Source organism: Roseibium sp. QJM3NY_11 (genome assembly GCF_056173175.1).
This window is the reverse complement of record NZ_CM149660.1, coordinates 5,654,971-5,679,640: the sequence shown is the minus strand read 5'-3', so window position 1 is coordinate 5,679,640 and position 24,670 is coordinate 5,654,971. Positions and strand designations below refer to the sequence as shown.

Genomic DNA, 24,670 nt, shown 5'->3' with positions numbered 1-24,670 from the left:
TTTTTGTTTTTTGTTTCATTGGACGGCTCGGTTCAGTAGCCGAACAGTCGTGGCAGGTAGAGCGAGAGGTCCGGCCAGAAGGAGGTCAGGAAGACCACCGGAACGTAGCCGAACAGGATCAGGATCATGGCGGGAGGTATGACCTGGGTGACTTTGACGTTGCCGATTCTGGCGCCGAGATAGAGGATGGACGCATAGGGCGGGGTCACGCCGCCCATCGCGGTATTCACACCCATGATCGCGGCGAACTGCACAGGGCTCACGTCCAGCGCCTGCATGAGCGGCAGGAGAAGCGGTGCGACAAGCAGGATGGCTGTGGCGTCATTGACCACCATTCCAACGAGAAACAGCAGGATATTGATCAGGATCAGCAACACGATCTTGTTCTCGGTGATGTCGAAAATCACGCTGACAAGTTGTTGCGGAATGCCTTCGTAGATGAACATCCGGCCAAGGATCATCGAGAACAGGATCATCAGCATGATGGCGCCGACAGCCGTGGCCGCGTTCTTGCCGGCTGCGAGGAAGTTGTCGAGGCGCAGGCCGCGATAGATGAGGAATCCGATGGGGATCGCGTAAATCACCGCCACAGCCGCGGACTCCGTCGGTGTCATGATGCCGCCGTAGATGCCGCCGAGGATGATGACCGGCATGAGCAGAGCCGGAAAGGCGTGGATTCCTCGTCTGACCACTTCTCCGGTAAACTCCGCCGCAGTCGGCTTTTCGTCCAGCACAAGGTTGAACCTGCGGGCCATCCAGAGGTTCACCACTGAAAAATTGAACATGATGAGCAAACCGGGACCGAGCGTTGCCAGGAAACAGGCGGCAATCGAGGTATCCGTGACCCAGCCATAGAGGATCATCGTTGCCGAAGGTGGAATGAGGAGACCCAGGATGGATGAGTTTGAAATCAGCGCGGTGGCATAGGCGCGGGGATAGCCGCGTTTTTCCATCTCCGGAATGAGCAGCGGGCCGATCGCCGAGACACCGGTGAGGCCTGAGCCGGAGATGGCGCCGATGACCGCGCAGGTGACCGCCGCCACTACGCCGAGCCCGCCGCGCACATGGCCGACGAATGCATTCACAAATCTGAGCAGGGCGGCAGCGATACCGCTTTCCGACATGATGGTGCCGGCCAGCACGAACAGGGGAATTGCGAGCAGGACCGGATTGCCGAGCTGCTGGAACCCCCAGAGGACCATGCCCTTCATGGTGACGTCGCCGATGAAATACATCGTCATCAGGGCGGCGCCGAAGCACCAGGGAAGCGGCACTCCGAATGTCAGGGTCACGACCAGCAGAGCGATGGCAAGAAGCGCGATATCGATCATCGTGCGCCTCCGTTCATCAAGGTCCTGATATGGCCGAGAAGATAATGGGCCGTGTAGACCATCATCAGGAAGAGGCCGGTGACCAGAGCAACGTCGGCATAGAAGGTGGGAATGTAGAGGGTCGGACTTTCCCGCCACACGCGCCAGGCGTAGCTGGTGTAGTCCCACGCCCAGTACAGCAGCCACAGACCGACTGCGAGACTGATGATTTCCCCGATGATGGCCAGGATTGTGTGCTGGCGTTCGGTCTTGAGAAAGATCTCCAGTACATTCGCGCGAATGTGCGTGTTTTCACGCGACGCGTTGACGGCGCCGAGAATGTAGAGCCAAAGGGTCGGAAACAGGATCGTCTCTTCCAGGCCCATCACCGGAACCTGCAGAACATAGCGTGTAATAACCTGAACAAACTGGCCAAGCGCCACACAGCAAATCAATGCTGTGAGCAGCCACTGTGCGAATTTTTGCAAAGTCGATCCCCAACGGTGTCCGGCCTCTTGACTGGCCAATGCGTGTTTGTCTCGACTTTAGAAGCCGTCAATACATAAATACAAATCGAAAATATTGCTATTTTGATAGAGTGGCTTTATGGAAAATGCATGAATCTGTCTTTCCGCCAACTCCAGACGTTTGTCGAAGTGATGCGAACCGGCTCTGTGTCCGAGGCGGGCCGGACGCTCGGCCGGACCCAACCGGCAATCAGCGCCATGATTGCGGGGCTGGAAAGGGAGATAGGTTTTCCGCTTTTCGAGCGGGAAAGACGGCGGCTGGTCGCCAGACCGGAAGCCTACTATTTCATGGAAGAAGCGGAGTTCATGCTCAAACGCATGAACCAGTCCGCCCGGATCCTGCGGGAAATCGGAAATCTTGACAGGGGCAAGCTGAAGATTGCCTGCAACCCGGCTGCGTCGAACTTTTTCCTGCCGAGGGTTGTCGGAGAATTTACGCGGGACAAGTCCAACATTGAGGTCTCGCTCATGATGCGGTCCTCGCCCGTCGTCGCGGAATGGATTGCCTCTCAGCAATACGATGTCGGCTTTGCCGAAACGCCTGAGCCGCGCAGAACCATTCGGACGGAAGATTTTGCATTTGGTTGCCTTTGCGCAATGCCGGTTGGGGATCCTCTGGCTCACAAGTCCGCGATTACGCCGAATGACCTTCACGACAAGCCGATGGCTGTGCTCTTTGAGGACCACGTCAGCACCGTGCAGATTCGCAAGGCGTTTAAAGACGCTGGCGCGCGACTCAGGCAGAGATTTGAACTCAGGACCTTTCTGCCTGCGCTGCAACTGGTCTCCCAGGGGGGCTGCTACACGATCTGCGAAAGCCTGAGTGCCGCCAGTCATGCCCGGAGCTTCGGGGATAGGGGTGGGGTGATCTTCCGGCCCTTCCGGCCCAACCTCTATCTGAACATGTCGGTGATGACGCCGGCGAACCGCCCGGCCTCAAGGCTTGCGCAGGAATTCGTGACCCATCTGAGCCTGGAGACGTCCAGGCTTCTCAAGAGCGTCGATGAGGGTCTTATCTGAAGTCGGAAGACGTATCTGCGGCGATGATCGCCAGGCACTTGTCCGAGAGGCTTTGCATTTCAATCAGTTGAAATGACAGGATGGGATGGATCAGACGATTTCATGACTTGCATCTGCGACGTTTTGACCTTATTCCGCCGTGCAATTGGTCTCACGCGCGACCCCATGAGTTCTCATGGAGGGAGTATCGCCTTTGAAGATGGAACTGCCGGTCAACCGCGCGATGAGCGCGCGCTACGATGCGCTGGTCGCATCCGGCGAGATATCGGAAGACCCGGTACAGCGGGCGGCCGTGCGCCAGCTCGACCTGCTCAACACCCGTCTTGCCGAAACGCGCCTGGCCTCCAAGAAAAGCTCTCTCGGCTGGCTGTTCGCCAGCAAGAAGAACCAGATCTGGTCCGCCGTGCAGGGGCTCTACATGTGGGGCGGCGTCGGGCGCGGCAAGACCATGCTCATGGACCTGTTCCATGAGGTCACGGTCATCCGCCGCAAGCGACGGGTGCATTTCCATGAATTCATGACGGATGTCCACGAGCGCATCCACGCACACCGCCAGGCGCACAAGCGCGGCGAGGTCAAGGGCGACGACCCGATCCCCCCGGTGGCCGAACAGATCTCGGAAGAAACGCGGCTGTTGCTGTTCGACGAGTTTTCCGTCACCGACATTGCCGACGCGATGATCCTGGGCCGCCTGTTCACGCAGCTCTTCGAGAAAGGCGTGATCGTCGTGGCGACCTCGAATGTCGAGCCGTCGAAGCTCTACAAGGACGGCCTCAACCGGCAGCTCTTCCAGTCCTTCATCGACATGCTGATTTCCAGGGTGGAGATCCTGCATCTGGATTCGCCGACGGACTACCGGTTGGAGAAGCTTGCCGGCGCCCCGGTCTACATCACCCCGCTGGACGGCGCGCGGACGCAGATGGATACGCTTTTCGCAAAGCTGACCCATGGCATGAAATCACATTCCGAAGAGCTCGAGAACAAGGGCCGCAAAATTCCGGTGCCTTGTGTGGCGGCCGGTGCGGCGCGGTTTTCCTTCGATGACCTGTGCATGCAGCCGCTGGGTGCGAGCGACTATCTGCGCATCGCCCATGCCTACGGAACGGTGTTTCTGGAGGACGTGCCGGTCCTGTCGAAGGCGCGGCGCAACGAGGCCAAGAGATTCATCAACCTGATCGACACGCTTTACGATAACGGCATCAAGCTGATCGTGTCGGCGGCAGCCGAACCACAGGATCTTTATGTGGGCGAGGACGGTACGGAAGCCTTCGAATTCGACCGGACGGCGTCGCGGTTGATCGAGATGCGGTCCGAAGCGTATCTTGCGGGAGAAAGACGGAATTCGCACGCATAGGTCTGCATATCGTTAACGAGAAGTATGCAGACGGGAAGATTAGAGACTTTTTGGCTGAGATTGCGCAATAATCTTTTGGCGAGGTTGCGCGGTCGCGGCAAACCGAGTAGTGCCATCGTCAGTCATCAGAGGATGGCATGGAGTTCCATCTTACGTAAAGGGAAACTTTCGATATGGCGCGGAACAAGATTGCCTTGATCGGCTCTGGTCAGATCGGCGGCACGCTGGCTCATCTGGCAGGTTTGAAGGAACTGGGAGACATCGTGCTCTTCGACATCGCGGAAGGCATGCCCCAGGGCAAGGCCCTCGATCTCGCTGAGTCCTCCCCGGTCGATGGCTTCGATGCCAAACTGGCCGGTGCCAACACCTATGAAGCCATCGCGGGCGCCAACGTCGTCATCGTGACCGCAGGCGTTCCCCGCAAGCCGGGCATGAGCCGCGACGATCTTCTGGAGATCAACCTGAAGGTCATGGAACAGGTCGGCGCCGGCATTGCCAAGAACGCTCCGAACGCCTTTGTCATCTGCATCACCAACCCGCTCGACGCCATGGTCTGGGCGCTGCAGAAATTCTCCGGCCTGCCGAAGAACAAGGTTGTCGGCATGGCCGGCGTTCTCGACAGCGCCCGTTTCCGCTACTTCCTGGCCGACGAGTTCAATGTGTCCGTTGAAGACGTCACCGCCTTCGTTCTGGGCGGCCACGGCGACACCATGGTGCCGCTGACCCGCTACTCCACCGTTGCCGGCATTCCGTTGCCGGACCTGATCAAGATGGGCTGGTGCACGGCCGAACGTCTTGAAGAGATCGTCCAGCGTACCCGCGACGGCGGTGCGGAGATCGTCGGTCTTCTGAAGACCGGTTCCGCTTTCTACGCACCGGCATCCTCGGCCATCGCCATGGCCGAAAGCTACCTCAAGGACAAGAAGCGCGTGATGCCCTGCGCTGCCGCCCTTGATGGCCAGTATGGCCTGAAGGACACCTATCTCGGTGTGCCGGTGGTCATCGGTGCCGACGGCGTCGAACGGGTCATCGAGATCGACCTCCAGGGTGAGGAAAAGACCAACTTCGACAAGTCGGTCTCATCAGTCGACGGCCTTATCGAGGCATGCAAGAAGATTCAGCCGGCGCTCGCCTGAGGCAGCGTTTGACCTGAAACCGTAGCGGCCGCTTCCGGTACATGCCGGAGGCGGATCGCCGATAACGGGGGAATACATGAACATTCATGAGTATCAGGCCAAAGCGGTGCTGAAGGAATTCGGCGCTCCGGTGGCCGAAGGCGTCGCCATCTTCTCGGCCGACGAAGCCGAAGCCGCGGCGAAAAAGCTTCCCGGACCGCTCTGGGTCGTCAAGTCCCAGATCCATGCGGGCGGACGCGGCAAGGGCAAGTTCAAGGAGCTTCCCGAGGACGCCAAGGGCGGTGTCCGCCTCGCGTTTTCCCTGGAAGACGTGATTGCCAACGCAAAGGACATGCTCGGCAACACGCTGGTCACCAAGCAGACCGGTCCGGCCGGCAAGGTGGTCAACCGTCTCTACATTGAAGACGGCGCCGACATCGAGCGCGAGCTTTACCTCTCCATCCTGGTCGACCGCACCGTCGGCCGTCCGGCCTTCGTCGTCTCCACCGAGGGTGGCATGGACATCGAGGCGGTGGCCGAAGAGACCCCCGACAAGATCATCACGCTGCCGATCGACCCGGAAACCGGCGTCACCGAGGCGGATGCAGGCAAGCTGTGCGACGCGCTGGAACTGACCGGCACGGCCCGCGAAGACGCCATGACGCTTTTCCCGATCCTGCACAAGGCCTTTGTCGAAAAGGACATGAGCCTTCTGGAAGTGAACCCGCTGATCGTCATGAAGGACGGCCGCGTGCGTGTCCTCGACGCCAAGGTCTCCTTCGACGGCAACGCGCTGTTCCGCCATCCGGACATCATGGACTTGCGCGACGTGACCGAAGAAGACGCCAAGGAAATCGAGGCGTCCAAGCATGATCTTGCCTATGTCGCGCTCGACGGCGACATCGGCTGCATGGTCAACGGCGCGGGCCTGGCCATGGCGACCATGGACATCATCAAGCTCTACGGCGCCGAACCGGCCAACTTCCTGGATGTTGGCGGTGGTGCTTCCAAGGAGAAGGTGACGGCCGCGTTCAAGATCATCACCTCCGATCCGAACGTGAAGGGTATCCTGGTCAACATCTTCGGCGGCATCATGCGCTGCGACGTGATCGCGGAAGGCGTGGTTGCGGCGGTCAAGGAAGTCGGCCTGCAGGTTCCCCTCGTTGTTCGCCTGGAAGGGACCAACGTGGAACTCGGCAAGAAGATCATCAACGAAAGCGGTCTCAACGTGATCGCCGCAGACGATCTCGACGACGCCGCCCAGAAAATCGTCAAAGCCGTGAAGGGGGGCGCATAATGTCCATCCTGGTCAACAAAGACACGAAAATCATCGTTCAGGGCCTGACCGGCAAGACCGGCACGTTCCATACCGAACAGGCGCTGGAATATTACGGCACCAAGATGGTCGCCGGCGTGCATCCGAAAAAGGGCGGCGAGACCTGGTCTTCCGGCCTGGAGGGAGCCGCCGAGCTGCCGATCTTCGCCTCCGTCGGCGAAGCGAAGGAAGCCACTGGTGCGGATGCCTCCGTGATCTACGTCCCGCCGGCAGGCGCGGGCGCGGCGATCATCGAGGCGATCGATGCGGAAATCCCGTTCATCGTCTGCATCACCGAAGGCATTCCGGTTGCCGACATGGTCAAGGTCAAGAGACGGCTGGAGAAATCAAGCTCCCGTCTGCTCGGGCCCAACTGCCCGGGCATCCTGACCCCTGAAGAGTGCAAGATCGGCATCATGCCGGGCTCCATCTTCAAGAAGGGCTCCGTGGGTGTTGTCTCGCGCTCCGGCACGCTGACCTATGAAGCCGTTTTCCAGACCACCAATGCAGGTCTCGGCCAGACGACGGCTGTCGGCATCGGCGGCGACCCGGTCAAGGGCACCGAGTTCATCGACGTCCTGGAAATGTTCCTGGCGGACGACGCGACCGAGTCGATCATCATGATCGGCGAGATCGGCGGCTCGGCTGAAGAGGAAGCGGCGCAGTTCATCAAGGACGAAGCCAAGAAGGGCCGTTCGAAGCCGATGGCCGGCTTCATCGCGGGCCGCACAGCGCCTCCGGGACGCACCATGGGTCATGCCGGTGCGGTGATTTCCGGCGGCAAGGGCGGCGCGGAAGACAAGATCGCGGCCATGGAAGACGCCGGCATCAAGGTGTCACCGTCTCCGGCCAAGCTCGGCGAGACGCTTCTCGAAGTCTTGAAGGGCTGATTCAACAAGATTATTTGCTGCGGGAGACGGAAACTGTTTACGTTTCCCGGTGCATGATGAAAGGATGGGTTACGGCGCGGCAGCGCGCCGTGACCATTTTTCGAGGGGCTGGCGTGTCAGGACATCCCGCGCACCGGCCATGGTAGGGAACCGGCCGCGGGTCATATTTTCGGCCCGCCTAAACAAAAAGGGCGGAGCAATCCTCCGCTAGATGAACATGGCACGGCAGGACGCGAACAACGTATTCGCACTGACGTCGTTGCTTTACGGCGCCAACGCAGCCTATATCGAAGACCTTTACGCACAGTACAAGACGGATCCGAATTCGGTTGACGCCGACTGGCGGGATTTCTTTGCGTCGTTCCACGACGAGAAGGAAGCGGTCCTGAAGGAAGCGCGCGGAGCGACGTGGAAACGCAAGGACTGGCCGATCGAGGCAAATGGCGATCTCGTCAATGCCTTTGACGGCAACTGGGGTCCGATAGAGCAGAAGCTTGGCGACAAGCTGAAGAAGAAGGCCGAGGTCAAGGGCGAGCCGGTTTCCGACGCCCAGGTGCATCAGGCGACGCGCGATTCCGTTCGCGCCCTGATGATGATCCGGGCCTACCGGATGCGCGGGCACCTGCACGCGGACCTCGATCCGCTCGGCCTTGCCGGCAAGGGCGATCACGAGGAACTGCATCCGTCTTCCTACGGCTTTTCGGAAGCCGACTGGGACCACAAGATCTTCATCGATCACGTTCTGGGTCTGGAATACGCCACCATCCGCGAGATGCTGGATATTCTCAAGCGGACCTACTGCTCGACGCTCGGTGTCGAGTTCATGCATATCTCCGACCCGGCGGCGAAATCCTGGATCCAGGAGCGCATCGAGGGGCCGGACAAGCAGGTTGCATTCACCTCCGAGGGCAAGAAGGCGATCCTGAACAAGCTGATCGAGTCGGAAGGCTTCGAGAAGTTTCTGGACGTGAAATACACCGGCACCAAGCGCTTCGGCCTTGATGGCGGCGAAGCGCTGATCCCGGCGCTGGAACAGATCATCAAGCGCGGCGGCCAGCTCGGCCTGAAGGACATCGTTTTCGGCATGGCCCACCGGGGCCGGCTGAACGTTCTGTCCCAGGTGATGGGCAAACCGCACCGGGCCATCTTCCACGAGTTCAAGGGCGGATCCGCCGCACCCGACGACGTGGAAGGCTCCGGCAACGTCAAGTATCACCTCGGGGCGTCTTCCGACCGGACTTTCGATGGCAACAACGTTCACCTGTCCCTGACGGCCAACCCGTCCCACCTGGAAATCGTCAACCCGGTGGTGCTCGGCAAGGCCCGCGCGAAACAGGATCAGCTGGCGGCCGACAAGGACGGCAGGTTCATCGAGACGACGGAAGTCGATCGCGGGTCCGTTCTGCCGCTGCTCCTGCACGGCGATGCCGCCTTTGCCGGCCAGGGCGTGGTTGCGGAGTGTTTCGGTCTGTCCGCGCTGCGCGGCCACCGCACGGGCGGATCGGTCCACGTGATCATCAACAACCAGATCGGTTTCACTACCAACCCGCGCTTCTCGCGGTCCTCGCCCTATCCGTCGGACATGGCGAAGGTGATCGAGGCGCCGATTCTGCACGTCAATGCGGACGATCCGGAAGCGGTCGTGTTCGCGGCCAAGATCGCCATCGAATACCGCCAGACGTTCCAGCGTCCCGTGGTCATCGACATGATCTGTTACCGCCGTTTCGGCCACAACGAGGGCGACGAGCCGGCGTTCACGCAGCCGATCATGTACCGCAAGATCCGCAAGCACGCGACCACCTTGCAACTCTATTCCGACCGCCTCATCAAGGAAGGCGTGCTGAGCCAGGAAGAAGTCGACCGGATGAAGGCCGACTGGCGCAAGCATCTGGACGTGGAGTTCGACACCGGCCAGGCGTTCAAGCCGAACAAGGCGGACTGGCTCGACGGCAAATGGGCCGGCATGAAGCGGGCCTCTGACGAGGACGATCCGCGCCGGGGCGAAACCGGCCTGCCGATAGACGAACTGAAGGACATCGGCCGGGCGCTGACCCGTGTGCCCGAGGGCTTCAACATCCACCGCACGGTCGGCCGGTTCATGAAGCAGCGCGAGCGCATGATCGAGACCGGTGAAGGCATCGACTGGGCAACCGCCGAGGCGCTCGCCTTCGCTTCGCTGCTGAAGGAAGGCCATCCGATCCGCCTGTCCGGCCAGGACTGCGAGCGCGGCACGTTCTCGCAACGTCACTCCGTTCTCTATGATCAGGAAGACGAAAGCCGTTACATTCCCCTGAACCACATCTCCCCCGATCAGCATCGCTACGAGGTCATCAACTCGATGCTGTCCGAGGAAGCCGTGCTCGGGTTCGAATACGGCTACTCGCTGGCCGAACCGCGGGCTCTGACCCTGTGGGAAGCCCAGTTCGGCGATTTCGCCAATGGTGCGCAGGTCCTGTTCGACCAGTTCATCTCGTCGGGCGAACGCAAGTGGCTGCGCATGTCCGGTCTGGTCTGCCTGCTGCCGCACGGCTACGAGGGCCAGGGACCGGAGCATTCCTCCGCGCGGCTGGAGCGCTTCCTGCAAATGTGCGCGGAAGACAACATGCAGGTCGCCAACTGCTCGACCCCGGCGAACTATTTCCACATCCTGCGCCGTCAGCTTCGCCGTGACATCCGCAAGCCGTTGATCCTGATGACGCCGAAATCCCTGCTGCGTCACAAGAAGGCTGTGTCCAGGCTCAGCGAACTGGGTCCCAACTCCACGTTCCACCGTGTCTTGTGGGACGACTGGGGACCCAACCTCAACGAGAAGAGCAAGCTTGTCGACGACGACAAGATGCGCCGGGTCGTGATGTGCTCGGGCAAGGTCTATTACGACCTGTTCGAGGAGCGCGAGAAGCGCGGCATCAACGATGTCTACCTGATGCGCATCGAGCAGCTCTATCCGTTCCCGAAAAAGGCGCTCATGCTGGAACTGGCCCGCTTCCCGCAGGCCGAGATGGTCTGGTGTCAGGAAGAACCCAGGAACATGGGTGGCTGGGGGTCCGTAGAGCCCTATATCGAATGGGTGCTGGAACAGATCGACGCCAAGCACCGGCGGCCGCGCTACGCCGGCCGCAATGCGATGGCCTCGACCGCGACCGGTCTGATGTCCGCGCATCTGGCGCAACTGCAGGCATTCCTTGAACAGGCTCTTGGAAGCTAGACGCAATTCGTTCAAGAGGGCCTTCGGGCCCTCTTCGCAAAATTTGGCCAGGTAATTTTAAGAGAAGGCGACCATGGCAACCGAAATTCGCGTGCCCACGCTGGGTGAATCCGTTTCCGAGGCGACGATTGCGCAGTGGTTCAAGAAACCCGGCGACGCCGTTCAACAGGACGAGCCGCTGGTGGAACTGGAAACCGACAAGGTGACCGTGGAAGTTCCCGCTCCCGCTGCCGGAACCCTGGAAAGCATCGTGGTCAAGGAAGGCGACACCGTCGAGGTCGGCGCTCTTCTCGGTCAGATCTCGGAAGGCGCGGCCGCCGCGCCCGCCGCACCGGAAAAATCGGCCGACAAGCCGGCGGCCAAGCCCGCCGCCAAAGCGGACCTTGTCGATGTGATCACCCCGAGCGCGGGCGAATCCGTCACCGAGGCCGAAGTCGGCGAATGGAGCGTCAAGGTTGGCGACACCGTCAAGGTCGACGACACGCTGGTGGAACTGGAAACCGACAAGGCCGCGCAGGAAGTGCCCGCGCCGGTCGGTGGCACCGTCGTGAAGATCACTGCCGAAACCGGCGCCACCGTCGAACCGGGCGCCCTGCTGTGCCAGATCGATCCGTCAGGTGCCGCCGCCGCGCCGGCGGTCGAGGTCCCGGCCGCATCCGCGCCGGCACCCGCCGCAAGCACCGGCTCGTCCATGCCGCCGGCACCGTCCGCCCAGAAGATGATGGCGGAAAACAACCTGTCTGCCGATCAGGTGTCCGGCACGGGCAAACGCGACCAGGTTCTGAAGGAAGACGTTATCAACGCGCTTGCCTCCGGTGCCACGTCCGCCGCCGCACCGGCTCCGGCCGCCATTCCCCGTGGCCCCGTGGCCGCCGGCGACGAGGCCCGCGAAGAGCGCGTGCGCATGACCAAGCTGCGCCAGACCATCGCGCGCCGCCTGAAGGACGCCCAGAACACCGCCGCCATGCTGACCACCTACAACGAGGTGGACATGGGACCGGTGATGGAACTGCGCAAACAGTACAAGGACCTCTTCGAGAAGAAGCACGGCGTCAAGCTTGGCTTCATGGGCTTCTTCACCAAGGCGGTGACGCATGCCCTGAAAGAGGTCCCGGCAGTCAATGCCGAAATCGACGGCAGCGACATCATCTACAAGAACTTCTGCCACGTCGGCGTGGCCGTCGGCACCGACAAGGGCCTGGTGGTTCCGGTGGTGCGCGACGCCGACCAGATGTCCATCGCCGAGGTCGAGAAGGAAATCGGCAATCTCGGCCGCAAGGCCCGGGACGGCAAACTGGGCATGGCCGACATGTCCGGCGGCACCTTCACCATCTCCAATGGAGGGGTGTATGGATCGTTGATGTCGTCGCCGATCCTGAACGCGCCGCAGTCCGGCATTCTGGGCATGCACAAGATCCAGGACCGTCCGATGGCCGTGAACGGCCAGGTGGTCATCCGTCCGATGATGTATCTCGCGCTCAGCTATGACCACCGGGTCATCGACGGCAAGGAAGCCGTCACCTTCCTGGTCCGTGTCAAGGAAAGCCTGGAAGATCCGCAGCGGCTGGTTCTGGATCTCTAGATCCGGAGCAGCCGGCCTCGCCCCCGTTTCTGGAGGACCGCATCATGAGTCTGGAGTTTCTGCTGACTGCCCTGATCGTGGTGCTGGTTCCGGGGACCGGGGTCGTCTACACGGTGGCCGCAGGGCTCGGCGGCGGGCGGCAGGCGTCCATCGCCGCCGCCTTCGGCTGTACCCTCGGGATCATCCCGGCGATCGTGGCCTCCGTGGTCGGTCTGGCGGCATTGATGCATACCAGTGCCCTGGTGTTCCAGGCGGTGAAATATGCCGGGGTCGTCTACCTGCTCTATCTCGCCTGGCAGATGCTGAAGGACAGCGGTCCGCTGGAGCTGAAGGCGGACGGCAGGGCGCGCAAGAGCTTTGCCGCCACTGCGCGCACAGCCTTCCTGATCAACATACTCAACCCGAAGCTGACGGTGTTCTTTCTCGCTTTCCTGCCGCAATTCGTCGATCCGGCAGCGAAGAATGCCGCGCTGGAGGTGGCTCTGCTCGGCGGCGTTTTCATGGCCATGACATTCGTCGTCTTCGCGATCTACGGCCTGTTCGCCGCCCTGATCGGAGAAAGGGTTCTGAAAAGCGACCGGGTCATGGTCTGGATGCGCCGGACGATCGCGGCTACCTTCGCCGGCTTCGGTCTGCGTCTGGCTCTGGCGGAGCGGTAAACCGACGGGAGGTGCAGATGGCATCACGGAACAATGCGGCTGGACTGAAATCATTCTCGTTGAGGCTTGCTGTGGTTCTCATTGTGGCCGTGTCTGCAGCACCCGTGCTGGCGGCACTTTCCGTGCCGTCTCACGCAACGACGAAAACCGCCTACCTGCCACAGATCGAAGGGGTCTATTCCGTGCTGGGCCGCAACCCCGACGGATCGCCCTATCAGGGCCAGGTCACCATCTCGGTGAAGGACGGCACGGCATTTTTTCAGTGGCGGATCGCCGGTCAGACCTTTCACGGCCAGGGGCCGCTGACCGGGGACACGCTTGTCATCGACTGGGGCGAAACCGATCCGGTGCACTACCGGATCGAGGCCGATGGATCCCTGTTCGGAACCTGGGCCAGGGGCCGTGCCTCGGAAACCCTGCGTCCGGTCAAATAGAGTGTCATCCGTAACCCGCATGTCCGATCAAGTTCACATCGTCACCGGCGGCAGCCGCGGAATTGGGGCCAGCGTTTGCGGGAAGCTCGCGGCGCTCGGGCACACGGTCGTGGTCAACTACGCCAGCAACAGCGCGGCGGCGGAGGCACTTGTGGCCGACATTTCCCAAGCCGGCGGCAGGGCGCAGGCGGTGCAGGCCGACGTCGGCAACGAAGCCGACATTCTGGCCCTGTTCCGGGCCGCCGACGATCTGGGGGATCTCGCCGGGCTGGTCAACAACGCCGGTGTTGTCGATCTCGCGCAGCGGGTCGACGAAATGTCGCTGGAACGTCTGAGCCGGATGTTTTCCATCAATGTGATCGGTTCGTTCCTGTGCGCGCGCGAGGCGGTGAAACGCATGTCCACCAGGCACGGCGGCAACGGCGGCGCCATCGTCAATCTCGGCTCGGCCGCGTCCAAACTCGGATCGCCCGCTCAATACGTCGACTACGCGGCCTCGAAGGGCGCGATCGACACCATGACGGTGGGACTTGCGCTTGAAGTCGCCGACGAGGGCGTGCGCGTCAACGCCGTCCGCCCGGGCATCATCGACACCGAAATCCACGCTTCGGGCGGCGCGCCCGACCGTGTTGCCCAGCTCCAGTCCAGGCTGCCGATGAAACGCGCGGGCACTGCCGACGAGGTGGCCGAGGCCATCGTCTGGCTGCTTTCCGCTCAGTCAAGCTATACGACCGGCGCCATTCTGGATGTGTCCGGAGGCCGGGCAATTCTGCCGTAACCTGTTTTTAAACCTGAAGTGAAAGAGACAAAGGCGACCAAAATGTCCCAATATGATCTTGTCGTCATCGGAACCGGACCGGGTGGCTATGTCTGCGCGATCAAGGCCGCGCAGCTTGGCCTGAAGACGGCCGTCGTCGAAAAACGCGCAACGCTTGGTGGCACCTGCCTCAACATTGGCTGCATTCCCTCCAAGGCGCTGCTGCATGCCTCGGAAATGTTCGAGGAAGCCGGCCACGGTTTTGAAAAGATCGGCATCAAGGTGAGCAAGCCGAAGCTCGACCTGCCGACGATGATGAAACACAAGACCGACGTGGTCGATGCCAACGTGAACGGCGTCGCCTTCCTGATGAAGAAGAACAAGATCGACGTGCACACGGGCACCGGCAAGGTTCTCGCCCAGGGCAAGGTCGAGGTGACTGGCGACGACGGCAAGGCAAGCGTGCTTGAAGCGAAGAACATCGTCATTGCCACCGGCTCCGACGTCATGCCCCTGCCGGGTGTCGAGATTGACGAGAAGCAGATTGTCTCGTCCACGGGCGGGCTTGAGCTGGACAAGGTGCCGGCCAGGATGGTCGTGGTCGGCGGCGGCGTGATCGGTCTTGAGCTCGGGTCGGTCTGGAACCGCCTCGGATCTGAGGTCATCGTGGTCGAGTTCATGGACAAGATCCTCGGACCGATGGACGGCGATGTCTCCAAGAACTTCCAGCGCATGCTGAAGAAGCAGGGCATGGCGTTCAAGCTGTCCTCCAAGGTCACCGGCGTCCAGAAGAAGGGCAAGGGCCTTTCCGTCAGTGTCGAGCCTGCCAAGGGCGGCGACGCCGAGACCCTGGAAGCAGACATCGTGCTGGTCGCCATCGGCCGCCAGCCCTATTCCGAAGGCCTCGGCCTCGACGCGGCCGGGGTTGCGCTGGACGAGCGTGGCCGGGTGCAGATCGACAAGCATTACAAGACCAATGTCGACGGCATCTACGCCATCGGTGATGTGGTCGCCGGGCCGATGCTCGCCCACAAGGCCGAGGATGAAGGCGTCGCCGTCGCGGAAATTCTCGCCGGTCAGGCCGGTCACGTGAACTACGATGTCATCCCGGGGGTCGTTTACACCCAGCCGGAAGTGGCGTCCGTCGGCAAGACCGAGGAAGAGCTCAAGGCGGCCGGGATCGAGTACAAGGCCGGCAAGTTCGCTTTCACGGCCAACGGCCGCGCGCGTGCCATGAACAAGACCGACGGGTTCGCCAAGGTGCTGGCCGATGCCAAGACAGACCGCGTCCTGGGCGTGCACATCGTCGGCTTCGCCGCCGGCGAGATGATCCATGAAGCCGCGGTGCTGATGGAGTTCGGCGGCTCTTCCGAGGACCTCGCCCGAACCTGCCACGCCCATCCGACCATGTCGGAAGCCGTCAAGGAAGCCGCCATGGGCGCATTCGCGAAACCGATCCATTCCTGAGGGTCAGTCATGCGTCCCGCTTCGGCGGGGCGCATTGTGCCCTTGGCCGGAACCCCCGGAACCGGTCGGATGAGTCATCAGTAATGCTCTTTGGTAGTCTTCCGTGAACCAGGCCTCAATCGCAAACGATGGCGCTTCGCCGGTGACGCGGGTTCATCTGCTCCTGGTTTCCGGTTTTCTCCTGCCGCTTGTCTGCGGTCTGGTCTTTTTCTGGCCCGACCGGACAATCCCGAATGTCGACGATCTCTTTTTCATTCCCTGGGCGGTGGAATGGGCCGGGACAGGCCGCCACTGGAACAGTCTGCTCGCGGTGCAGTTTCCGGGGCTTCAAAGCTATCACCTGCAACCGCGCATCCACATGATCCTTGCCGGCTGGTTCTTCGCGGGCGCGGGCACAGGTACAACGGCAATGGTGCTGTTCGAGTTCCTTTGTTACGGCCTGACCAGCCTGGCCTTCGTGGCGATCTGCCTCAGGCTGAACTTGCGCCTTGCCGCCATGTTCACGCCGCTGCTGTTCGCGCCTGCCTTTGTGGTCGCGGGCTTCCGGCTGGAACTGACCGGGTCTCTTCTGTTCCTGACCGGACTGCTTGTGTCCCTGCCGCTGCTCCGGAGCGAAGGCCTGGGAGACGGAAGCCGTTTCCGGACGGGCGTCGGCGTCTTCGGCAAGTTTCTGCTCGCCACTGCACCGCTGGCCGCGCCCGCCGTTTTTGCCTGGAGTCTCGGAGCCATCGCGTTGATCGAGATCGCGCGTCTGGCCTCCCGGCAGGCAGGCCCCGTCAGGCTTGCCGTCGAGGGACTGGCAGCCCTGGGGCTCGCCCTGCTTGTCTTTGCTGTCTCCGTCGATTTCGAATTCGCGGCGTTCTTCGAGCAATTTGCCTACCACGCAAGCCGCTCGACCGGTGGCGGGTTCAACGACGAGGCCATCTTCCGGGCCGTGCTGTTCGCGGCCGCGGCCGGTATCGTGTACCGCAAGGCCCGCGCCGCCGCGCTTCTGTGTGCGAGCCTTGCCGCGGGCCAGTTTCTGGCGGCGTTCCTGCACGACAAGGCGCTGATCCGGAATCTCGCCGCCTCCATGGTGTTTCTTGTGGCCGTCGATGCCGCTTTCTCGGCGCGCCGGGCCAGGGCCAAGGCAGGTCTGTTCGCGCTGCTGTTCGGGGTGCTGTCGTTCAATTTTGTCAGTTTTTATCTTCTGTCCACCCCCGCCGGCAACGCGAAGGACGTCGCCGCGGCCTATTCCCGGGATCTCGCGGCGGGCCGGCGCGTGTTCATCGACGAGATCATGGCGCATCATTATCTGGATCAGCAGACGGACGGCGCGCTTGCCTGGACCTGGGGCGGCACCTTTCCCAAGGGCCGGCCCACCCGCACCGCCGATCTGGAGGATGGCGATGTCTGGTACGTCAGCGAATACACGCTGCTCGGATATCTTAAGGGTCACCATGACACGGCGAAGACGCTCTGGCCGGATCCGCAGTACCGGCGCGTTCCGCAAATTCCCTGCGTCCTCGGCCGCCAGTCCTGCAATCTGCCGCAGGAACGCTGGACCATGATGCGTCTGGAACGGACGGCGGGAAGGGTCCTCGCCGAAAAGCTCGGCGAAGGGACCGGACCGCGTGTGCTTGAAGCCGACTGAGGTATCTTGCTCTCAGGTCCGCTTGTCTGCCGCCGGGGCTCGCGGTGCGGTCAGTCGCCTTTCGGAGAATGACCGGACTGGCACAGGCCGTGATCCCCGAACGCCTTCAGGACATTGCACTCCGTCACCGTATGGCTGCCCTTGCAACTGGTGGCAATACGCTTCAGTTCCGCTTCCAGCCTGGTGAGATGCGCGATGCGCCGGCGCACGGCCTTCAACTGGTCGGCGGCGATCCGGTCGGCCTGCCGGCAGGGCTTGTCCGGATGCTGGCCGAGTTCGATCAGGTCGCGGATGGCGGTCATGGGCAGGCCGAGTTCCCTGCAGTGCCGGATGAAACCGAGCCGTTCCAGGTCCGCCGGTCGATAGCGTCTCTGGTTGCCTCGGGTGCGCATCGGCGCATTCAGCAGCCCTTCTTTCTCGTAATAGCGGATCGTCGGAACTTTCACGCCGGTACGCTTTGACATTTCGCCGATAGAAAAATCCATCACAAGCCTCTTGAACCTCTAGTCGCTACAGGGATTACAAGGGTATCCGTGTTGAATTTTCAAGACCCGGAGAGTTTTCATGAGCGCATGTTGCGGACAATCGCAAGGCACATTTGATGGCATGTCGAAGGATTACCGTCGCCGTCTCTGGCTGGTCATTGCCATCAATGCGGGCATGTTCGCCGTCGAAATGGTTGCCGGTCAGGCTGCCGGGTCGAAATCGCTTCAGGCGGATGCGCTCGATTTCTTCGGCGACGCGGCGACCTACGGCATTTCCCTGGCCGTGATCGGGGCGTCCGTCAGGGCCCGTTCTCTGGCGGCGCTGGCCAAGGGCGCCAGCCTGCTCCTGATGGGCATCTGGGTCGCGGGCTCGACACTTTATCAGGTCTTCGTTCTGGGTGTTCCGCAGGCGGCGGTGATGGGCACCGTCGGGTTCATGGCGCTTGCGGCCAATCTCGCCAGCGTGCTGATCCTGGTCCGCTACAAGGACGGCGATGCCAACGTGCGCTCCGTCTGGCTGTGTTCGCGCAACGATGCGGTCGGCAATGTCGCCGTAATGCTTGCGGCGCTTGGCGTCTGGGGCACGGCGGCCGCTTGGCCCGATCTGATCGTCGCCGGTCTGATGGCGGGCCTGTTTGTCAGTTCGTCTGTCCAGATCCTGTCCCAGGCGATCCGCGAATTCCGCGACGACGCCGACCGGACCGTTCCGGAGACCTGACGGACCCCGGCACGAACCGGTTTACCTGCCTGTCTCCGGCGGTCGTGCCGGTCAGGCGCATCGCAGTCGCGGGATCACTCGACCGGCTTTTCCCCGGGCGTGGGCAGAATGATCTCTTCCTTGAGAATGTCATCGCTCAGATCATTGGTGGCGATGGCGACATCCGTTTCGACCTGCGGCACGATCATGGTATCCGCCACGGTCATTTTTTCCTTGGCTTTCGCGGACTTGCCCCAGGAACAGGCATTTGCCGGGGCGATCGCGAATGCGGCCAACGCAATGGCCGCGACACTGGTGCTCAATAGACGCATGATAGTCAGACGCATGATAGTCCTCCGTCGGTGTCGCGCGTTTGAAGAAACGGCATCTGCCGTAGGGTAAGGCAAATCCGCGATCTGGCAAGAAAAAACCGCAAAAGGCCCGTGGTGAGCTGTCACTTCTTGCGGACCAGATTGTAGGTCTTCTCCCTGCGGGGCTCGGACAGGTCATTGACGATGTTGACCACATGGGTATCCAGAAGATCGCCAAACACCTTGAGCGTGAGCTGCTTGCTGCTCAGGAAGCCGATCAGCAGAACCTGAATGGCGCCGTCGGAGCGCATCTCGGCCCTGGTCCAGCCCCATTTGCAATCGCGCGGGATACAGGAGGTGAAGGCCCGGACCCGGACATGGACCCGTTCGTTTTCGCAGCGGCTTTCCACTTCTATCCGGGAAATTTCCTTCGGAGCGGCATCTGCATTGACCCAGATACCGTCTTCGGGAAGCGGGCAATAGACGCGCTGTGCCAGGGAGGGCGTCGCCAGGAACAGAACAAAACCGGCTGCGAGCAGGATCAGACGCATGCGCATTCTCCCAAAAACAGAACCCGGATCGGTGCGGGTCTGAACAGCAACCTAGCCGATTGGTGTCTGTCCGGCTACACCATGGTTTGAGGCAACAAGTCCTTCGTAAAGGATTCCGTTCACGCAACCAGAGACTTATACCAACCTCAACATATAAGAACCCATCTGATGGCACTGTTCCTGTTTGCCGGCCAGGCGCGTTGCGCAGGACGGCCTGGTTGGCCGTTCAAGCGGTGCAACGCCGTCCGGCGGGCCGGAACAGGCCACCGAAGGCCGTGTCTGGAGACTGTTCCGCAGCGTCGAAGGTCTTGGACGATAACCCATATCGCCCTGCGACCTGCTTCTTGCTGAACAGTCTCCAGACACGGTCAGATGGGTTCTTATTTGTTGAGGTTGGTATTATCATGCAGTTCTTGGAAACACGGCGATTTCTTCTGCGCCTGCCGGAGGCGCGCGATTTTTCGGTTTACAGGGCATTTTATGGCGATGGCGAAGCGTCTCGTTTTTATGGCGGGCCGCTGCGCGCGGACCAGGCATGGCGCGTGCTCGCCGGCCATCTCGGCCATTGGCAGCTGCGCGGCTATGGTGTGTGGGCAATTGCGCCGAAGGGGGGCGCTGACATTATCGGCGGGTGTGGTTTTGTCTGGCCGGAGGGCTGGCCGCGCCGGGAACTGACCTGGTGGCTGATGCCGGCCGCACGCGGCACAGGTGCGGCCGTTGAAGTGTCGCAGGCGGCGATCCGGCACGCTTACGAGTGCTTCGGTTGGTCGAAGGTGGAAACCCACATGAACGACGAAAATCTCGCCGCCCGGGGGCTGGTTCGCAAATTGGGTGGCGAGCCCATTGCGCGCGAGCACTTTCCGGATGGTCTGGAGCGCACGGTCTATGGATTTCCCGGACCGCCCTAACGCCTCGGATGGGCCTTGTCATATGCGGACAGGAGATGCGCGCTGTCGATCTCGGTATAGATCTGTGTCGAGGCCAGGCTGGCATGGCCGAGCAGTTCCTGGATGGTTCTCAGATCGCCGCCGCCGGCCAGAAGATGGGTCGCGAAGGAATGGCGCAGCGCATGGGGTGTGGCGCTGTCGGGCAGGCCGAGTGCACCGCGCAGCCTGGCCATGGCCAACTGAATCATGCGCGGGTTCAACGGTCCGCCTCTGGCCCCCAGGAACAGGGGCCCCTGCGCGTCGACGGCATAGGGGCAGAGCTTCAGATAGAGATCCACCGCCTGGCAGACTGCGGGCAGGATCGGGACGATCCGTTCCTTGCCGCCCTTGCCGATGATGCGCAGTGTCCTTGTGCCGGTTCGCGGCGCTTTGGCGCCGGTCAGTGACAGGGCTTCCGAGATGCGCAGGCCGCATCCGTAGAGCAGCGTCAGCACGGCGGCGTTGCGGGCCTCGAGCCACGGCTCGGTTTCCATTGCCAGATCGCCGCTGGTGATGTTCAGGGCGTCTCCCGAAGAGACCGGCTTTGGCAACGACCGCGCCTGACGCGGCGGCCGTATGGCGGAGGAGGCGGCCGCATTGACTTCGCCGCGCCGTTCGAGAAACCGCAGGAAGGACCGGATCCCGGCAAGGCCCCGGGCCAGCGACCGGCTCTTGACGCCTTCGCGGCGGCGATTGGCGAGAAATCCGCGGAAGTCGGCCGGACGGAGCCCGGCAATGTCGTCCAGACCGGGCGCACCGCCCAGATGCATGGTCAGGAAACGCAGGAACTGACGCAGGTCCCGTTCATAGGCAAGCAGGGTCTTGTCCGAGAGACGCCGCTCGTCGGACAGGTGGTCGAGCCATTTGTCGACGCGCCGGTTCAGCTCCGGGCGGGCGCTCACGAGAAGAGCTTCGGTATCTTTTCTGGCGGCATTCATGGCGTCAGTCTGACGCCGGATCGGCAACGGTTCCGTTAACGGGCAATCGAATTGTGCAGTTTTACGCAGGACACCACCCAGGGCATCGCGGAAAACAACGCCTGAAACCGGTGTGAACAGACCCGCATGACCTTCGGGAACCTCATTTTGTGATGTTCGTCACACTTTGGCTGCGCATGTTTGTTCGCACCCTGGGGCGTACTGTGCAGATTTCTGCACATGGCCATATTTCACGAGACCCAAAGGATTGTCGGTTCAGGTAATAAAATCAATAGTTTGATGTTTTTTCGGCAAACTGGCACACCCGTTGCAATTCAACTGGTATCGGCGCCACACACCAACGGCGCCCCGGAAATCAGGTAACATCGCATTCAGGCAACATTGCCTTCAGGTCAGCCAGCAAGGAGTACTGAAATGTCCAACATCGCTTACATCACCGTCAAGGGCGCAACCCAGGGCGACATGACAGCCGACGCGACCACCGCCGACAGCATCGGCAACCTGTGGCAGGAAGGCCATGAGGGCCAGTCCCTCGTGTACCACTTCGAGCAGAACGCCGTTGTTCCGCGGGACCCGCAGTCCGGGTCCATCATCGCCACCCGCCGCCACATGCCGACCACCTTCATGAAACCGGTCGACAAGGCCACCCCGCTGTTGTGGCAGGCATTGGCCACCGGTGAGGCTCTGGAGATCGAAGTGCACTTCTGGCGCACCTCCACGGCCGGTGTTCAGGAGCACTACTACACGATCAAGTTCACCGACGCGGTTCTGGTGGAAGGCAAGACGATCCTGCCGGAACGTCACCGACGACAAGAACGCCTCGCGCGGCGACACCGACAAGTGGTCCTTCACCTACCGCAAGGTGGAATGGACCCACGAAAAGGCCGGCACCAGCGCTTCCGACGACTACCGCGCTCCGGTCACCTGATCGCCAGGACTGACTTCAAAACGAAATTGGGCCGCTTTCTGCGAAGCGGCCCATGCAGCCGGCAGGACGCCCCTCCCGCCGTCTGGAACCGCCCGGCCCTGCACCGGGCGGTTCGTCCCGTTCCGGCGCGCGGATAGTTCTCGCGGGCGGATACGGACGCCACCGGGCTTCAGAAGACTACGGGCCGCTGCTGCTCCTTGCTCCACCGCCAGTCCGGTTCGCCGAAGCAGGTGACGCCACCTTGGTCGCGCCTGCGCGGGCTGCAGGATGTCCAGTCGCGCCGGCCCTCCAGAAGCTCGCGGCCGGTATCTGAAAGAGAGAAGACCGTCTTGCCCCGGTTGGCACGGTCGAGACTGCTGCCGTCGTCGAGGACCGCGGGTGTTCCGGCGTCCCGCAGGCGGAGCAGCGTTCCGAGAAACATCAGGTCGCCGTGATAGGGCAGCGGGTCGCGTTCGCTCATGAACTCCCTGAAAATCTCTCCCCAGGGACGCGGGCCGTTGCCGAGGATTTCCAGAATGATCTGCTCGGTGAAGGACAGGCCGTTCTCAACGGAGGGCAATTCCGCCAGATAACGCAGGATGGCACCGCCCAGAAACGGCAGGGGACCACTTCGGCCTGCCAGCTCGAACAGGGGCAGCGGCGTCGGCGCGCACAGGGCGGTCCAGGCTTCGCGCGCCTGTGCAAAGGCGGAAACCGGCACCGGCTGGCGCAGGTCGTACATGTGCCGGAGCGCGGCAGGCGACAATTGGCCTATCCCGATGAATTTCGATATGCCGGGAAACCTGTCGACTGAGATCAGTTCGATCTTCCTGCGGTCCGTGGCCGTCTCCTGCAACATCGCAAGCAGTCTGGCGAGCAACAGCTGGTCATAGGGGTCGTGTTCGAACCACAGGGCTATCCGGCCGTATTTGTCGGCGTCGCTGATCCGGTGCTCGGCAGTGCGCAGCTTCTCAAGGTTGCTTTCATGGGATTCGCCTGGATATTCGGACGCGATGAAACCGGCGCGGGTCTCCAGCGAGCCGTGGCCACTGGTGACGGGTCCCTGGCAGATGGGATCGGCGAACATGAGAAAATCGCCGGCGAAGCCCGCGCGGGTCAAGGCGGCCTCGATGTCGTTGCCACAGCGCACATGCAGGGTCGGCAAGTCGGCGTCGGGCGCGCGGTGACGGGCTTCGATCGCGTTGCGTGCGGCGTCGATCCGCTCGACATGGCTCTTCAGCGCCGGCCAGCTGGCAACACCCGCCTCGCGGGCGATCGTCAACTGGGCATCGGTCAGCTTGAGCGCGGCAAGATCCAGCGCGCAGTACCTGGGGTGATGTTTGCGAAGGCGCGCGATCGCGGCGTCATCACCGGCGCGGACCGCGTTTTTAAGATCCTTTGCCAGCCGTTTCTGCCGGTCGAGGTCAAGCGACAGGTCGGTGGGGCTCAAAAGGGGAAGGGTTTGCGCATCGCGCATCTGGTCGGTCATGGCGACTCCCGGGCTCGGTTGTCATCCAGCGTCCGCATCTCCGGAACGAGCGGGTGTCAATTGTGGTGAGCGCGGGGCGCGCTCTGGACGTCTGGGCGTGGACACCTTTCCGCGGACCGGAGGCCCCGCCCGGGGCCTTGTCGCACGATAATCGGCACCTCCAGAGTTCGCAACGCGAAAAAAAACGGCCCGGATTTCCGGGCCGCCTGATCGTCTTGCAGATGGGTCTTCAGAGGATGCTCTGACCGGTCTTGGCCCAGTCGGCGAGAAACGCATCGAGGCCCTTGTCGGTCAGCGGATGCTTGACGAGGTTCTTGAGCGTTGCCGGCGGCACGGTGACGACGTCCGCGCCGATGATGGCGCAATCCTTGACGTGGTTGGCGGTGCGGATGGACGCCGCCAGGATTTCCGTGTCGAAGCCGTAATTGTCATAGATGACACGGATCTCGCGAATCAGTTCCAGCCCGTCGATGTTGATGTCGTCGAGGCGCCCGATGAAGGGGGAGATGAAGGTCGCGCCGGCCTTGGCGGCGAGCAGGGCCTGGTTGGCCGAGAAGCACAGCGTGACATTGGTCTTGGTGCCGTCTTCCGTGAGCTGCTTGCAGGCCTTGAGACCATCGAAGGTCAGGGGCAGCTTGATGACCACGTTGTCCGCGATGGCGCGCAGGACATGGGCTTCCTTCATCATGGTATCGAAATCGGTCGCTGCGACCTCGGCGGAGACATCGCCCTCGGTAATGGCGCAGATTTCCGCGATCACTTCCTTGAAGTCCCGGCCGGATTTGGCGATCAGCGACGGATTGGTGGTGACGCCGTCGAGAAGACCGGTGGAGTCCAGTTCCTTGATGTCCGCTGTGTCGGCGGTGTCGACGAAAAACTTCATGAGTGTCTACTCCCTGTGGGGTGCCCCTTATCCAGCCTGGCGCCGGTTGCCGGAAGCGCTGTCCCGGGGCAGGGGCCAAACGTTTGCATGGTCAGCCGCGCTTTCTTTACCCTAGGATGATGACAAGAAGAACCCCTGATTCTCCGGTGGACGAAATTATTGTGGTACGTACCTCAGGGAGGCCCGCTCTTGAACGCCGCATCCGGACAGGTGAA

The 24,670-nt window shown here is 61.9% G+C and carries 23 protein-coding genes; 15 read left to right on the top strand and 8 right to left on the bottom strand.

All coding sequences use genetic code 11. The features are described from left to right. Positions 1–32: 32 nt before the first annotated feature. Both AC0VX3_RS25975 and AC0VX3_RS25970 read right to left on the bottom strand, forming a co-directional pair. Positions 33–1,331 (bottom strand): TRAP transporter large permease, encoded by a 1,299-nt coding sequence (locus AC0VX3_RS25975; protein WP_342891603.1) that lies wholly within the window; start codon positions 1,329–1,331, stop codon positions 33–35. Next, positions 1,328–1,798 carry a TRAP transporter small permease gene (locus tag AC0VX3_RS25970; RefSeq protein WP_475522930.1) on the bottom strand — a complete coding sequence of 157 codons (471 nt, stop codon included), beginning with the start codon at positions 1,796–1,798 and terminating at the stop codon, positions 1,328–1,330. Before AC0VX3_RS25970 ends, AC0VX3_RS25975 begins: the two co-directional genes overlap by 4 nt. Before the next feature lie 129 nt (positions 1,799–1,927). Between AC0VX3_RS25970 and AC0VX3_RS25965 the strand changes: the two genes are divergently transcribed. The 12 genes from AC0VX3_RS25965 to AC0VX3_RS25910 all read left to right on the top strand — a co-directional run bounded on the left by AC0VX3_RS25965 (position 1,928) and on the right by AC0VX3_RS25910 (position 17,268). Continuing rightward, positions 1,928–2,857 (top strand): LysR substrate-binding domain-containing protein, encoded by a 930-nt coding sequence (locus AC0VX3_RS25965; protein WP_475522929.1) that lies wholly within the window; start codon positions 1,928–1,930, stop codon positions 2,855–2,857. 199 nt (positions 2,858–3,056) lie between these two features. Next, positions 3,057–4,211 carry a cell division protein ZapE gene (gene zapE, locus AC0VX3_RS25960; RefSeq protein ID WP_475525252.1) on the top strand — a complete coding sequence of 385 codons (1,155 nt, stop codon included), beginning with the start codon at positions 3,057–3,059 and terminating at the stop codon, positions 4,209–4,211. A gap of 173 nt (positions 4,212–4,384) precedes the next feature. Continuing rightward, complete coding sequence (gene mdh / locus AC0VX3_RS25955) at positions 4,385–5,347, top strand: malate dehydrogenase (RefSeq protein WP_475522928.1); 963 nt, start codon at positions 4,385–4,387, stop codon at positions 5,345–5,347. A 76-nt stretch (positions 5,348–5,423) separates the two neighbouring features. Continuing rightward, positions 5,424–6,623 (top strand): ADP-forming succinate--CoA ligase subunit beta, encoded by a 1,200-nt coding sequence (sucC, locus tag AC0VX3_RS25950; RefSeq protein WP_342891599.1) that lies wholly within the window; start codon positions 5,424–5,426, stop codon positions 6,621–6,623. Continuing rightward, a complete protein-coding gene (sucD, locus tag AC0VX3_RS25945; RefSeq protein WP_342891598.1) occupies positions 6,623–7,531 on the top strand; it encodes a succinate--CoA ligase subunit alpha in 909 nt (302 codons plus the stop codon). Before sucC ends, sucD begins: the two co-directional genes overlap by 1 nt. Positions 7,532–7,748: 217 nt before the next feature. Continuing rightward, entirely contained in the window at positions 7,749–10,736 is a 2,988-nt protein-coding gene (locus AC0VX3_RS25940; RefSeq protein ID WP_475525251.1) for a 2-oxoglutarate dehydrogenase E1 component, read from the top strand. A 73-nt stretch (positions 10,737–10,809) separates the two neighbouring features. Further along, entirely contained in the window at positions 10,810–12,318 is a 1,509-nt protein-coding gene (gene odhB, locus AC0VX3_RS25935; protein WP_475522927.1) for a 2-oxoglutarate dehydrogenase complex dihydrolipoyllysine-residue succinyltransferase, read from the top strand. A gap of 44 nt (positions 12,319–12,362) precedes the next feature. After that, the gene (locus AC0VX3_RS25930) at positions 12,363–12,977 is read left to right on the top strand and encodes a LysE family translocator (RefSeq protein WP_475522926.1); all 615 of its coding nucleotides are present in this window, start codon (positions 12,363–12,365) and stop codon (positions 12,975–12,977) included. 17 nt (positions 12,978–12,994) lie between these two features. Next, complete coding sequence (gene lfb1 / locus AC0VX3_RS25925) at positions 12,995–13,411, top strand: LIC10280 family protein (RefSeq protein ID WP_475522925.1); 417 nt, start codon at positions 12,995–12,997, stop codon at positions 13,409–13,411. A 19-nt stretch (positions 13,412–13,430) separates the two neighbouring features. Beyond that, positions 13,431–14,189 carry an SDR family oxidoreductase gene (locus tag AC0VX3_RS25920; protein WP_475522924.1) on the top strand — a complete coding sequence of 253 codons (759 nt, stop codon included), beginning with the start codon at positions 13,431–13,433 and terminating at the stop codon, positions 14,187–14,189. A 42-nt stretch (positions 14,190–14,231) separates the two neighbouring features. After that, entirely contained in the window at positions 14,232–15,635 is a 1,404-nt protein-coding gene (lpdA, locus tag AC0VX3_RS25915; protein ID WP_475522923.1) for a dihydrolipoyl dehydrogenase, read from the top strand. 103 nt (positions 15,636–15,738) lie between these two features. Continuing rightward, entirely contained in the window at positions 15,739–17,268 is a 1,530-nt protein-coding gene (locus AC0VX3_RS25910) for a hypothetical protein (protein ID WP_475522922.1), read from the top strand. Positions 17,269–17,318: 50 nt separating this feature from the next. Here the strand turns inward: AC0VX3_RS25910 and AC0VX3_RS25905 are convergent, their stop codons facing one another. Then, entirely contained in the window at positions 17,319–17,753 is a 435-nt protein-coding gene (locus tag AC0VX3_RS25905; RefSeq protein ID WP_475522921.1) for a MerR family transcriptional regulator, read from the bottom strand. 79 nt (positions 17,754–17,832) lie between these two features. On the opposite strand from AC0VX3_RS25905, the gene AC0VX3_RS25900 reads away from it, so the two are divergent. Further along, positions 17,833–18,471 (top strand): cation efflux transmembrane domain-containing protein, encoded by a 639-nt coding sequence (locus AC0VX3_RS25900; RefSeq protein ID WP_475522920.1) that lies wholly within the window; start codon positions 17,833–17,835, stop codon positions 18,469–18,471. Positions 18,472–18,545: 74 nt separating this feature from the next. On the opposite strand, the gene AC0VX3_RS25895 is transcribed toward AC0VX3_RS25900, so the two are convergent. Both AC0VX3_RS25895 and AC0VX3_RS25890 read right to left on the bottom strand, forming a co-directional pair. Continuing rightward, the gene (locus tag AC0VX3_RS25895) at positions 18,546–18,797 is read right to left on the bottom strand and encodes a hypothetical protein (RefSeq protein WP_348142306.1); all 252 of its coding nucleotides are present in this window, start codon (positions 18,795–18,797) and stop codon (positions 18,546–18,548) included. A gap of 107 nt (positions 18,798–18,904) precedes the next feature. Further along, positions 18,905–19,312: a serine/threonine protein kinase gene (locus AC0VX3_RS25890; protein ID WP_348142303.1), complete on the bottom strand. Its 408-nt coding sequence runs from the start codon at positions 19,310–19,312 to the stop codon at positions 18,905–18,907. 344 nt (positions 19,313–19,656) lie between these two features. Between AC0VX3_RS25890 and AC0VX3_RS25885 the strand changes: the two genes are divergently transcribed. Further along, positions 19,657–20,220 carry a GNAT family N-acetyltransferase gene (locus AC0VX3_RS25885; RefSeq protein ID WP_342891587.1) on the top strand — a complete coding sequence of 188 codons (564 nt, stop codon included), beginning with the start codon at positions 19,657–19,659 and terminating at the stop codon, positions 20,218–20,220. On the opposite strand, the gene AC0VX3_RS25880 is transcribed toward AC0VX3_RS25885, so the two are convergent. After that, positions 20,217–21,176, bottom strand: a complete 960-nt coding sequence (locus AC0VX3_RS25880) for a tyrosine recombinase XerC (protein WP_475522919.1) — start codon at positions 21,174–21,176, stop codon at positions 20,217–20,219. The two genes, AC0VX3_RS25885 and AC0VX3_RS25880, sit on opposite strands and share 4 nt — an antisense overlap. 414 nt (positions 21,177–21,590) lie before the next feature. On the opposite strand from AC0VX3_RS25880, the gene tssD reads away from it, so the two are divergent. Then, the gene (gene tssD / locus AC0VX3_RS25875) at positions 21,591–22,241 is read left to right on the top strand and encodes a type VI secretion system tube protein TssD (RefSeq protein WP_475522918.1); all 651 of its coding nucleotides are present in this window, start codon (positions 21,591–21,593) and stop codon (positions 22,239–22,241) included. A 32-nt stretch (positions 22,242–22,273) separates the two neighbouring features. Here tssD and AC0VX3_RS25870 read toward each other — a convergent pair whose 3' ends face one another. Both AC0VX3_RS25870 and fsa read right to left on the bottom strand, forming a co-directional pair. Beyond that, complete coding sequence (locus AC0VX3_RS25870) at positions 22,274–23,572, bottom strand: DUF1835 domain-containing protein (RefSeq protein WP_475522917.1); 1,299 nt, start codon at positions 23,570–23,572, stop codon at positions 22,274–22,276. Between the two features lie 229 nt (positions 23,573–23,801). Continuing rightward, on the bottom strand, positions 23,802–24,455 hold the full coding sequence (gene fsa, locus AC0VX3_RS25865; protein WP_475522916.1) for a fructose-6-phosphate aldolase: 654 nt from the start codon (positions 24,453–24,455) through the stop codon (positions 23,802–23,804). Positions 24,456–24,670 lie beyond the last annotated feature (215 nt).

Coding starts and splice junctions, on each gene's coding strand:
- AC0VX3_RS25975 (WP_342891603.1), bottom strand. CDS start 1,331: ATGATCGATATCGCGCTTCTTGCCATCGCTCTGCTGGTCGTGACCCTG.
- AC0VX3_RS25965 (WP_475522929.1), top strand. CDS start 1,928: ATGAATCTGTCTTTCCGCCAACTCCAGACGTTTGTCGAAGTGATGCGA.
- zapE (WP_475525252.1), top strand. CDS start 3,057: ATGGAACTGCCGGTCAACCGCGCGATGAGCGCGCGCTACGATGCGCTG.
- mdh (WP_475522928.1), top strand. CDS start 4,385: ATGGCGCGGAACAAGATTGCCTTGATCGGCTCTGGTCAGATCGGCGGC.
- sucC (WP_342891599.1), top strand. CDS start 5,424: ATGAACATTCATGAGTATCAGGCCAAAGCGGTGCTGAAGGAATTCGGC.
- sucD (WP_342891598.1), top strand. CDS start 6,623: ATGTCCATCCTGGTCAACAAAGACACGAAAATCATCGTTCAGGGCCTG.
- AC0VX3_RS25940 (WP_475525251.1), top strand. CDS start 7,749: ATGGCACGGCAGGACGCGAACAACGTATTCGCACTGACGTCGTTGCTT.
- odhB (WP_475522927.1), top strand. CDS start 10,810: ATGGCAACCGAAATTCGCGTGCCCACGCTGGGTGAATCCGTTTCCGAG.
- AC0VX3_RS25930 (WP_475522926.1), top strand. CDS start 12,363: ATGAGTCTGGAGTTTCTGCTGACTGCCCTGATCGTGGTGCTGGTTCCG.
- lfb1 (WP_475522925.1), top strand. CDS start 12,995: ATGGCATCACGGAACAATGCGGCTGGACTGAAATCATTCTCGTTGAGG.
- AC0VX3_RS25920 (WP_475522924.1), top strand. CDS start 13,431: ATGTCCGATCAAGTTCACATCGTCACCGGCGGCAGCCGCGGAATTGGG.
- lpdA (WP_475522923.1), top strand. CDS start 14,232: ATGTCCCAATATGATCTTGTCGTCATCGGAACCGGACCGGGTGGCTAT.
- AC0VX3_RS25905 (WP_475522921.1), bottom strand. CDS start 17,753: ATGGATTTTTCTATCGGCGAAATGTCAAAGCGTACCGGCGTGAAAGTT.
- AC0VX3_RS25900 (WP_475522920.1), top strand. CDS start 17,833: ATGAGCGCATGTTGCGGACAATCGCAAGGCACATTTGATGGCATGTCG.
- AC0VX3_RS25895 (WP_348142306.1), bottom strand. CDS start 18,797: ATGCGTCTGACTATCATGCGTCTATTGAGCACCAGTGTCGCGGCCATT.
- AC0VX3_RS25890 (WP_348142303.1), bottom strand. CDS start 19,312: ATGCGTCTGATCCTGCTCGCAGCCGGTTTTGTTCTGTTCCTGGCGACG.
- AC0VX3_RS25880 (WP_475522919.1), bottom strand. CDS start 21,176: ATGAATGCCGCCAGAAAAGATACCGAAGCTCTTCTCGTGAGCGCCCGC.
- tssD (WP_475522918.1), top strand. CDS start 21,591: ATGTCCAACATCGCTTACATCACCGTCAAGGGCGCAACCCAGGGCGAC.
- AC0VX3_RS25870 (WP_475522917.1), bottom strand. CDS start 23,572: ATGACCGACCAGATGCGCGATGCGCAAACCCTTCCCCTTTTGAGCCCC.
- fsa (WP_475522916.1), bottom strand. CDS start 24,455: ATGAAGTTTTTCGTCGACACCGCCGACACAGCGGACATCAAGGAACTG.